Consider the following 9,434-nt stretch of genomic DNA (forward strand, 5'->3'; position numbering starts at 1 on the left):
CCCGGTCGCCGCACTGGCCGGGTTGAGCTGGTAGCGGACCACCCGGGCACCGGAGGCCTGGCCGTACCACTCGCCGGTGACCAGCTTGAAGGTGGCCGGCCGGTGGGCCGCCGGTGCGGCAGGGCGTCCGGCCGGTGGGTTCACCGGTGCGGCAGGGCGTCCGGCCGCCGGGTCAGGAGGTCCAGCCGGTCTCCATCAGGGCCTCGGCGGCGCCGTTGGCGGGCTGCGGCACCCCGGCCAGGTCCAGGCTGAACAGGGCGACCAGCAGCTGTTCGCCGCGGACGGTGGCCTGGTGGGAGTAGCCGGCCAGGGTGAACATCGCGGCGGCCATCTCCTCGGCGTGCAGGGTCTGCAGCCAGAGGCACTCCACCGACTTCACGTCGGCCGGCTCGGTCCAGGTGTCCACCTGGGCGACCATCCGGCTGCCGAGCAGGGTGACCCCGTCGCGCTCCTGGGCCTCCGTCAGCTCCAGGTCGTCGAAGCCCAGCCACTCCAGATAGCGGGCGGCGGTGAACACCGCGTCCTGCGAGGTGCGCACCGGGTGCGGGCGGAACGGCGCGCGCCGCCGCCAGGGCGTGGCCGCGGTGCCGGACCCGGCCGGCGGGGTCGGGACCGGGGCGCCCAGCGGGTGGGCCGGCTGCGGGCGGGTGCCCTGCGGGCCGGTGCTGCCGAGCGGCCCCGCGGTCGCGCTGCCGCCCAGCCGGGTGGTGCGGTCCACCGGCAGCCGGACGGTGGCGCCGCAGTTGCAGGTGAACTCGGGCTGGGGCCACTGGTCGGAGCGGCCGCAGTGCGGGCAGCGCATGTTCAGCCAGGAGTCCTCCCAGGAGCGGAACCGCACCTGGACCGGCACGCCGCCGCGCAGCAGCGGCACCTTCAGCGAGGCGCCGCAGGGGCAGGGCAGCGACGGCGGCTCGTACAGGTGCTCGCGGCGGCAGGCGGGGCAGCGGATCGCCCGGGCGCCACCGCCCGCCCCCGGCCCGTGCTGCGCGGGGTCGCGCCCGGTGAAGTCGTCGGGCAGTCCGGACATCGAGGGCACCGTCCGTTCGAGTCGGGAGGAAGGACGTGTCCCATGCTCCCCGAAACGCGGGGGCCGTGGCGCGGAATGGGGCAATCCTCAGGGACAGATCAGGGGTGTGCGGCCGATCTCTCCCCGGTGAGGAGGAGCCGCTCTCACCTCGGCGGGGGAGCGGGCGCCCCGGCCCAGGCCGGAGGCGGTCACCCGGCGGCCCAGCGGGCGAGGTCGGCCCGGGTGTCGAGGTCGTCCGGGACGGCGATATCGGCGCATTCGACCAGCGCGACTTCGTCGGCGTGCGCCCCCAGTAGTGCGCGTGCTCCGGTGTCGCCGGTCGCGCCCGCCGCCGCCTCGGCGAAGTACCGGGCGCCGATCAGCACCGGGTGCCCGCGCCGCCCGCCGTACGCCGCCGCGGCCAGGTCCGCGCCCGCCCGGTGGGCCGTCAGCAGCCGGGCCACCGCGGCCGGGGTGACCCCGGGGGTGTCCACCAGCATCACCAGCGCGGCCGAGGCCTCCGGTGCCAGCGCGGCCAGCCCGGCGCGCAGCGACGAACCCATGCCGTCCGCCCAGTCCGGGTTGTCCGCCAGTCGGCAGCCCGGCAGATGGGCGGTGGCCCGCACCCGCTCCCGGGCCGCGCCCAGCACCACCGCCACCTCCGTGCAGCCGCCGGCCCGGACCACCGCCACCGCGTGCTCCACCAGCGGCCGGCCCCGGTACCGGACCAGGGCCTTGGGCCGACCGCCCAGCCGCCGTCCGCCCCCCGCGGCCAGGACCAGTGCGGCCACGGGTCGTTCACTGTTCCGCATGTGCCCAGCCTGCCCGTCCGCGGCGCCGCCGCGCAGCCGGTCCCCGGCCCGGTACCGGAATGTGAGCTTCGACATGCTCGAACGCTTCGCGTTGCGCCGCCTTGACGGGGTGTCGGGCGGCTGGTCTGCTGGGTCGCCGTCAGCCGCCCACCACCTCGGGAGTCATCCGTGCCCGCCCGCCGTACCGCCCTCTCCGCCACCGCCGTGTTCCTGATATCCACCCTGGCGCTGGCCGGCTGCTCCGGCGCCAAGAAGTCGTCCACCGACGGTGCCGCGTCCTCCGGGGCGCCGGCCGCCGCCGGGGACCTGGGCACCAGCCCGCTGCAGAACCCCGACGGCACCAAGCCCGGCCTGGCGCCGCTGACCTCGCCCGAGGACCAGAAGGCCGGCCGGGACATCATCGCCAAGGTCGCCACCGCCGCCAACGGCTCCAAGGACGGCTACGACCGCAACGAGTTCGGCCCCGCCTGGACGGACAACGTGGACGGCGTCCCGTTCGGCCACAACAGCTGCGACACCCGCAACGACCTGCTCGCCCGCGACGGCAAGTCGCTGGAGCGCAAGGACGGTTCGAACTGCGTGGTCACCGCGATGACCATCTACGACCCGTACACCGGCAAGACCGTCCAGTGGACCAAGCAGCAGGCCACGAAGATCCAGATCGACCACGTGATGCCGCTCTCCTACGACTGGCAGATGGGCGCGTCCAAGTGGGACAAGGCCAAGCGCGTGCAGATCGCCAACGACCCGCTCAACCTCATCCCGGCCGACGGCTCGCAGAACGCCTCCAAGGGTGACTCCGGTCCGGCCTCCTGGCTGCCGGCCAACACCGCGATCCGCTGCTCCTACGCGGTGCGCTTCGCCCAGGTCTCGCTGAAGTACCAACTCCCGGTCACCGAGGCGGACAAGAAGGCCATGCTGCAGCAGTGCGGCGGCTGACGAAACGTTTCATCAGCCTTTGTCCTTATGTGTGGAGGCTTTGGTGGGGGCGTGGTGGCGGCGCGGCGATAACGATATGACTCATGTGATGACCGGGTGACATTCGTGTGCGGTGCACTCGATGATCATCCGGTTCTCCCGGCGCGCGCTGCCCGCCGCCGTCGCCGCCGCCCTCCTGGCCGGCTGCACCGGCTCCGGCGGGACGGACACGGCCTCCACCGCGTCCGTTACCGCACCGAGCCCCGCCACGACGCCCACCCCGACCGCGACGCCCACCCCGACGCCCACGCCCACCGGCGCGGCGGACCCGGCGCTCAAGGCGTTCTACGGCCAGCAGATCAACTGGGCGCCCTGCGCCGACGATCCGGCGACCAAGAAGGTCGACGAGTCGGCGGTGCAGTGCGCGACCCTCAAGGTCCCGCTCGACTACGCCCACCCGGCGGGCGACGCGATCGACGTCGCGCTCTCCCGGATTCCCTCCGCCAGGCCGGACCAGCGGGTCGGCTCCCTGCTGGTCAACCCCGGCGGGCCCGGCGGCTCCGGCGTCCGCATGGTCCAGACCGGGCAGACGGACTACGACGGGCCGCTGCACGACCACTTCGACGTGGTCGGCTTCGACCCGCGCGGCGTCGGACGCACCAGCCCCGTCAACTGCCTGGACGACAAGGCCCGCGACGGGTGGCTCACCACCGACGAACCCGGCGACGCCCACGGCAAGACCCTCGCCGACGCCTGCCAGGCCAAGTACGGCAAGGCGCTGCCCTTCCTCGGCACCCGCGACACCGTCCGGGACATGGACGTCCTGCGCGGGGCCCTCGGTGACGAGAAGCTCAACTACCTCGGCCTCTCCTACGGCACCTACCTCGGCAGCATCTACGCCGAGGAGTTCCCGGACCGTACCGGCCGACTGGTCCTGGACGGTGCCACGGACCGGTCCGTGCCGCTGATCCAGCACAACATCGACCAACAGGCCGGGTTCGAGCGGGCGTTCCAGGAATTCGCCGCCGACTGCGTCAAGCAGAAGGGCTGCCCCCTCGGCAAGGACCCGGACAAGGCCGCGCAGAAGCTCGCCGGCTTCCTCGACGGGCTCAAGGACCACCCGCTCACCGCCACCAACGGGCGCACCGTCACCGCCAACGCCGCCTGGACCGGTGTGATCGACAACCTCTACGGGGGCGAGAAGGCCCGCGCCGACCTGCGCGCCATCCTGACCCTGGCCATGGAGCACGACAAGGGCGACTACCTGCTCAGCCTTGCCGACGACTACAACAAGCGCGACGAACAGGGCCACTACGGCGTCTCCGCCGACGCCTACACCGCCATCCACTGCGCGGACGCCGCCATGGCGCCCACGGACGCGGAGCTCCAGGCGGCCCTCGCCGAGCTCGCCGCCAAGGCCCCGCTGATCAGCAAGCACAACCCGCTGTCGGCCCTGTTCGACCCGGACTGCCGCACCTGGCCGTTCCGTTCGGCCGAGAAGCCGCACACCGTCAAGGCCGAGGGCAGCGCGCCGATCCTGGTGGTCGGCTCCACCGGCGACCCGACCACGCCGTACGCGTGGTCGGAGAAGCTGGCCGCCGGGCTCGCCCACGGCGTGCTGCTCACCCGCGAGGGCGACGGGCACACCGCGTACGGGAGGAGCGCGTGCATCCGCACCGCGGTCCACACCTTCCTGGTGGACGGCACCGTGCCGGCCGCCGGGACGCGCTGCCCGACGGACTGATGCGCCGGGCTGATGTGAGGGACTGACGTGCCGGGCCCGTCGGCCCCGCACGAGAAGGGGGCGCACCGCTGCCGCGCGGTGCGCCCCCTTCGTCATGGGGTGGTCAGGACGTCGGCGCCGTCAGGTCGTAGAGCGTGGAGCCGCCCACCGTCTTCGCGGTGAAGTGGCTCTCCACCCAGCTCTCGATCTGCGCGGTCTGCGTCTCCCGCGCCTCGCCGTCGGCGCCGCCGGGCGTCCGGCGCGAGCCTCCGCCGCCGATGAACCAGTGCACCTTGCCCTCCTGCACGTACTGCTGGAAGGCGCTCAGACTGAGCGACGGGTCGGTGCTGTTGAAACCGCCGAGGGCCATCACCGGGACGCCGGAGGCGAGTTGGTAGCTGGCGGCGTTCTGCGAGCCGCTGGTCGCGGCGGCCCAGGTGTAGCGGTCGGCGTCCTGCCCGAGCGCTTCGGTGGCCTCGCTGCCGACCTTGGCGCCGTTGAGCAGCCCGCCCATGCCGCCCTGGCCGCCCTGGCCGGTGGTGCCGTTGCCCCGGCCGCCGGCGGTACCGCGCTCGCGCCAGCCGTCGGTGCCGTCGCCGGTGCCCGCGCCCGGCCAGGCGCCGCCGAAGCCGCCGCCCGGAGCGCCCTGGCCGCCCTGCGGGGGCGTGAACGTCCCGCCGTTGGCCACGAAGGCAGGCCCGCCGGGCCCGCCGTGCCTGCCGCCACCCGGTCCGAAGGAGCCCTTCACCGACGGGCCCGCCGTCACGATCGAGCCGGTGTGCGGGGTGCCGACGGTGTCCACCGCGTACGCGGCCGGCCCGCCGAACGCCGCCGCCAGGCCCACCAGTCCCGCCACCGTGGCAAGTCGTCCGCCGACCCCCGAAGCGCCGGGCGCACCCGCCGACCGTGCCGCCAGGCGCGCCGCCGGCGGACCGGCCAGTAGCAGCCCCACCGCCGCGACCAGCCCGCCGACCAGCACCGCCCAGCGCAGCCACGGAAGGAACTCCGCGCTTCGCCCGAGCAGGACGTACGCCCAGACCGCCGTCACCGCCAGGGTGCCGGCCAGCACCGCCGCGTACGGCAGCCGGTGCCGGGCCCGCCAGAGCCCGTCCGCGCCCATGCCGACCAGGGCGGCCACCGCGGGCGCGAGCGCCACCGTGTAGTACTGGTGGAAGATGCCGGACATGAAGCTGAAGGTCAGCGCGGTGCAGAGGAGCCAGCCGCCCCAGACCAGGAAGGCCGCGCGGGCGGTGTCGGTACGGGCGTAGCGGCGGGTCGCCCAGAGCCCGAGGAGCAGCAGGATCAGCGCGGCCGGCAGCAGCCAGGCGATCTGCCCGCCGACGTCGCCGTCGAACAGCCGGGTGATGCCGGTCTCGCCCCAGCCACCGCCACGCGTGCTGCCGGCCACCGCGCCGGGCATCCCGCCGGGCATCGCGCCGGGGACCTCTGTCATCCCGGTCGGGAACCGGCCGCCGCCCACGCTGCCGGTCTCGTTGCCGTTGAGGCGGCCGAAGCCGTTGTAGCCGAAGGTGAGGGAGAGGAAGCTGTCGTCCTGCGAGCCGCCGATGTACGGCCGGGCCGAGGCCGGCACCAGTTCGACCACCGCGACCCACCAGCCGCCCGCGACCACCATCGCCAGCCCGGCGGCCAGCAGTTGGCGCGCCCGTCGCCAGAGCCCGGTCGGCGCCACCACCAGGTAGACCACCGCGAAGGCGGGGAGCACCAGGAAGGCCTGGAGGGTCTTGGTGAGGAAGCCCAGCCCGAACATCACCCCGGTGAACACCAGCCACCGGGTGCTCGCCGTCTCGGTGGCCCGCACCAGCCCGTACGCGGCCAGCGTGAGCAGCAGGACCAGCAGCGCGTCCGGGTTGTTGAAGCGGAACATCAGCGCCGCCACCGGGGTCAGCGCCAGCGCGGCGCCGGCCAGCAGGCCGCCGAGCGGGGAGAAGCGGCGGCGCACCGCCGCGTAGAGGGTGCCCACGGTGGCGACCGCCATCAGCGCCTGCGGGGCGAGGACGGACCAGGAGGAGAGCCCGAAGACCCGGGCGGACAGCGCCATCGGCCAGAGCGACAGCGGCGGCTTGTCGACGGTGATGAAGTTGCCGGCGTCCGAGGAACCGTAGAAGAAGGCCTTCCAGCTCTGGCTGCCGGCCTGGACGGCGGCCGAGTAGAAGGCGTTGGCCCAACCGGAGGCGCTCAGCCCCCAGAGGTAGAGGGCCGCGGTCGCGGCCAGCAGCGCCAGCAGGGCGGGCCGCACCCAGCGCGGGTCGTCCGCCCGCCCGCGCCAGGCGCGGGCGGGGAGGGTGCGCAGCCGGCCGCTCCAGGACGCCGGGCCCCTGGGGCCGGTGGGCGGCAGCGGGAACTCCGGGAAGAGCGGGCCGGCCGCGGGGGTCCGGGCGGGCCCGGCGGCGTCCGGTGCCGGCTGCGGCACCTCCGGCGGCGGGTGGCTCGCGGCCTCGGGCCACGGTTCGCCGGCCGGAGGGGAGAAGCTGGTCGTGGTCATGGACGATACGGTCGGCCGCGCGGCTGAGAGAACCGTGAGACGACGCTATGAGCCGTCTGTGATCCTGCCTTCCGGCCGCCGGATCCCGGCACCGTGCGGCCGTCCCGGTGGCGGGCTCCGGTGGCCGCCAGGAGGCCGCCGCCCTAGGCGGACTGAGGCTCCGTCAGGTGGCGGCCCAGCCACTCCAGCGCCGGCGGGATCTCCCTGGTCCAGGTGTGGAAGTTGTGCCCACCGGTGTCCAGGGTGATCGTCGACAGCTTGGTCGGTGCCTTGAACGCCCCCACCATGGCCTGGGTGCCGGCGTAGTTGTTCTCGTCGTAGCTGGTGGCGAGCAGCAGCGAGACGGGGGCGGCCGGGGTGTTCTTCAGCCGCCACACCAGGTCGTTCTCCTGCTTCAACTGGGCGTTGCCGCCGAACAGATCGCCGGTGGTCTCGTCGATCGGCGCGGTGTAGTAGCCGGAGAGCGAGATCGCCGAGCGGTACGCGTCCGGCTTGCGCAGCGCGAACTTGAGCGCGCAGTAGCCGCCGGTGGAGTTGCCGATCACGGCCCGGGAGGAGGGGTCGGAGCCGAGTCGGTAGGTGGCGGCGAGCGCCTTGGGCAGGTCGCTGGTGAAGAAGGTCTCCACCTGCGGGCCGCCGGGGATGTCCATGCACTCGGTGTCGCGGTTGCCGGAGAGCGTCGGGCGCATCAGCACGAGCACGGTCGGCGGCAGCTTCTTCTGCTCGATCGCGGTCAGCGTGGACGCCGGGTACTGCATCAGCGAGATCAGCTTCTCCGCCGAGCCCGGGTAGCCGGCCAGTACCAGCGCCATCGGGAACCGCTTCTGCGCGTACTCCGGCTGGAAGTACTGCGGGGGCAGGTAGACGTACGCGTCGCTGCTCAGACCGCTCGCGGCTCCTTTGACGGCGACCTCCTGGATCAGTCCGGAGCGGTCCCGGGCCGAGCCCTGCGCCGAGTACATGCTCTTCTCGGCCGTGACGGCGAGGGCGGCACTGGGCTGGTGGTCGACCACCGTGCCGGGCTTACCGTTGGTGCCGAGCAGGTCGCTCCAGGAGCTGTAGAAACCGAAGTAGCCGTTGGCGATCAGACCCATCGCGACCAGGACCGCGATCTGGGTGGCGAAGAACGCGCCGAGCCGGCCGGCCCAGGGCTTCCAGCCCCGGCCGCCGAATCTCGGCCAGAGCCACATCGTGGCGGCGAAGGCGGCGATCGCGAGGGCGGAGGAGATGATCTGCAGCGGAAGTCCCGTAAGGCTGAGCACGAGCCCGATCGTAGTTGACGGCGAGGAGCGTTCCGTGCGCCGTGTATGCGCCCCGCACGCGCTCCCATACGCCTCTTGCACGCCCCGTTGACCGGGCCCCGTCCGCTCGGGATCATGTCGGCGGGGGCGTGCACGCTGCGCGCATGAGAGCTCACCGGGGGCGGTTATGAAGTCCATCACCAAGGCAGGCCTGGCGGCCGGCACCGCGCTGCTGCTGGCAGCCTGCTCCGGCGGAGGCGCGACCACGACGGCGGACCAGCAGCCCACCGGCGCCGTCACCGCCACCTCGTCGCCGAGCCCGACGCCCACGCCCACCCCGACGCCCACACGGCCGCCGTACGGCCCGGTGCTCGCCCGGTACGTCGACCCGGTCAACGCGGCGCTCGCCAAGCTCACCTCGGCCACGACCACCGACGCCATCTCCACCGTCCTGCAGGAGGTGGCCGGCGCGGCGACCACGGCCGGCAGCGGCCTGGGCTACGCGGACGAGCCGGCCAGCGTCACCACCGCCCAGCGCCAGCTGGTGACGGCCCTCACCCAACTCGCCACCGACCTGACCAAGGTCCGCACCGACATCAAGAAGAAGACCCTCTGCGCCGTCCCCTCCGCCCTCGCCAGGATCGGCGAGTCGGAGGGCCTCAAGGCCGTCCCCGCCGCCCTGGCGCAGATGACCGCCGCCGGCTACCCGACCACCTTCGCCCCGCCGCAGTTCCCGCAGCTCCAGACCCGCTCCCTCGACAACGGCGCCATGGTCCGCGAGGGCCGCCTCCGGGGCTCGGGCGTCTTCAAGGTGGACAACGGCGGCAGCGCGGACGCCGTGGTCTCCCTCGCCCAGAAGGGCAAGTCGATCCACTCCGTCTACGTCGGCAAGGGCAAGAAGGCCTCCATCGAGGGCATCGAGGACGGCACCTACGAGATCTACTTCTCCGGCGGCGTCGACTGGGACTCCAACCTGAAGGCCTTCACCCAGAACTGCGACTTCAGCAAGTTCGACGACACCCTGGAGTTCGAGACCGGCCGCACCTACACCTCCTGGTCCATCACCCTCCAGCCGACCGTCGGCGGCAACGCCAAGACCAGCGACGTCGACGAGAACACCTTCCCGACGCCGTAACTCCCACGATGACGGTCCGCACCCTGCCCAGGCCGCCGGGCTCGATCGCGGCCTCGCCGAGGGCCTGGCTGGGCCGCATCCGGGACGGGCGGCGGG

Annotated in this window: 7 protein-coding genes; 3 read left to right on the forward strand and 4 right to left on the reverse strand. The window is 73.6% G+C overall.

Going from position 1 to position 9,434, the window contains the following annotated elements:
• Nucleotides 1-172 precede the first annotated feature (172 nt).
• Together AB0P06_RS36205 and AB0P06_RS36210 are read right to left on the reverse strand one after the other, a co-directional pair.
• A complete protein-coding gene (locus AB0P06_RS36205) occupies nt 173-1,027 on the reverse strand; it encodes a hypothetical protein (RefSeq protein WP_363615142.1) in 855 nt (284 codons plus the stop codon).
• A 188-nt stretch (nt 1,028-1,215) separates the two neighbouring features.
• Nucleotides 1,216-1,818 carry a nucleotidyltransferase family protein gene (locus AB0P06_RS36210; protein ID WP_363615154.1) on the reverse strand — a complete coding sequence of 201 codons (603 nt, stop codon included), beginning with the start codon at nt 1,816-1,818 and terminating at the stop codon, nt 1,216-1,218.
• Nucleotides 1,819-1,986: 168 nt separating this feature from the next.
• On the opposite strand from AB0P06_RS36210, the gene AB0P06_RS36215 reads away from it, so the two are divergent.
• Both AB0P06_RS36215 and AB0P06_RS36220 read left to right on the forward strand, forming a co-directional pair.
• Nucleotides 1,987-2,757, forward strand: a complete 771-nt coding sequence (locus tag AB0P06_RS36215) for an HNH endonuclease family protein (protein ID WP_363615144.1) — start codon at nt 1,987-1,989, stop codon at nt 2,755-2,757.
• Between the two features lie 121 nt (nt 2,758-2,878).
• A complete protein-coding gene (locus tag AB0P06_RS36220) occupies nt 2,879-4,480 on the forward strand; it encodes an alpha/beta hydrolase (RefSeq protein WP_363615146.1) in 1,602 nt (533 codons plus the stop codon).
• Between the two features lie 103 nt (nt 4,481-4,583).
• On the opposite strand, the gene AB0P06_RS36225 is transcribed toward AB0P06_RS36220, so the two are convergent.
• Nucleotides 4,584-6,962, reverse strand: coding sequence for a glycosyltransferase family 39 protein (locus AB0P06_RS36225; RefSeq protein WP_363615148.1), 2,379 nt, complete (start codon nt 6,960-6,962; stop codon nt 4,584-4,586).
• Between the two features lie 143 nt (nt 6,963-7,105).
• The gene (locus tag AB0P06_RS36230) at nt 7,106-8,224 is read right to left on the reverse strand and encodes an alpha/beta hydrolase-fold protein (RefSeq protein ID WP_363615150.1); all 1,119 of its coding nucleotides are present in this window, start codon (nt 8,222-8,224) and stop codon (nt 7,106-7,108) included.
• 166 nt (nt 8,225-8,390) lie between these two features.
• Between AB0P06_RS36230 and AB0P06_RS36235 the strand changes: the two genes are divergently transcribed.
• Nucleotides 8,391-9,338: a hypothetical protein gene (locus AB0P06_RS36235; RefSeq protein WP_363615152.1), complete on the forward strand. Its 948-nt coding sequence runs from the start codon at nt 8,391-8,393 to the stop codon at nt 9,336-9,338.
• Nucleotides 9,339-9,434: the final 96 nt, after the last annotated feature.

The sequence above is a fragment of the Kitasatospora sp. NPDC088351 genome, assembly GCF_040685575.1.
Lineage (GTDB): Bacteria > Actinomycetota > Actinomycetes > Streptomycetales > Streptomycetaceae > Kitasatospora.

Coding starts and splice junctions, on each gene's coding strand:
- AB0P06_RS36205 (WP_363615142.1), bottom strand. CDS start 1,027: ATGTCCGGACTGCCCGACGACTTCACCGGGCGCGACCCCGCGCAGCAC.
- AB0P06_RS36210 (WP_363615154.1), bottom strand. CDS start 1,818: ATGCGGAACAGTGAACGACCCGTGGCCGCACTGGTCCTGGCCGCGGGG.
- AB0P06_RS36220 (WP_363615146.1), top strand. CDS start 2,879: ATGATCATCCGGTTCTCCCGGCGCGCGCTGCCCGCCGCCGTCGCCGCC.
- AB0P06_RS36225 (WP_363615148.1), bottom strand. CDS start 6,962: ATGACCACGACCAGCTTCTCCCCTCCGGCCGGCGAACCGTGGCCCGAG.
- AB0P06_RS36235 (WP_363615152.1), top strand. CDS start 8,391: ATGAAGTCCATCACCAAGGCAGGCCTGGCGGCCGGCACCGCGCTGCTG.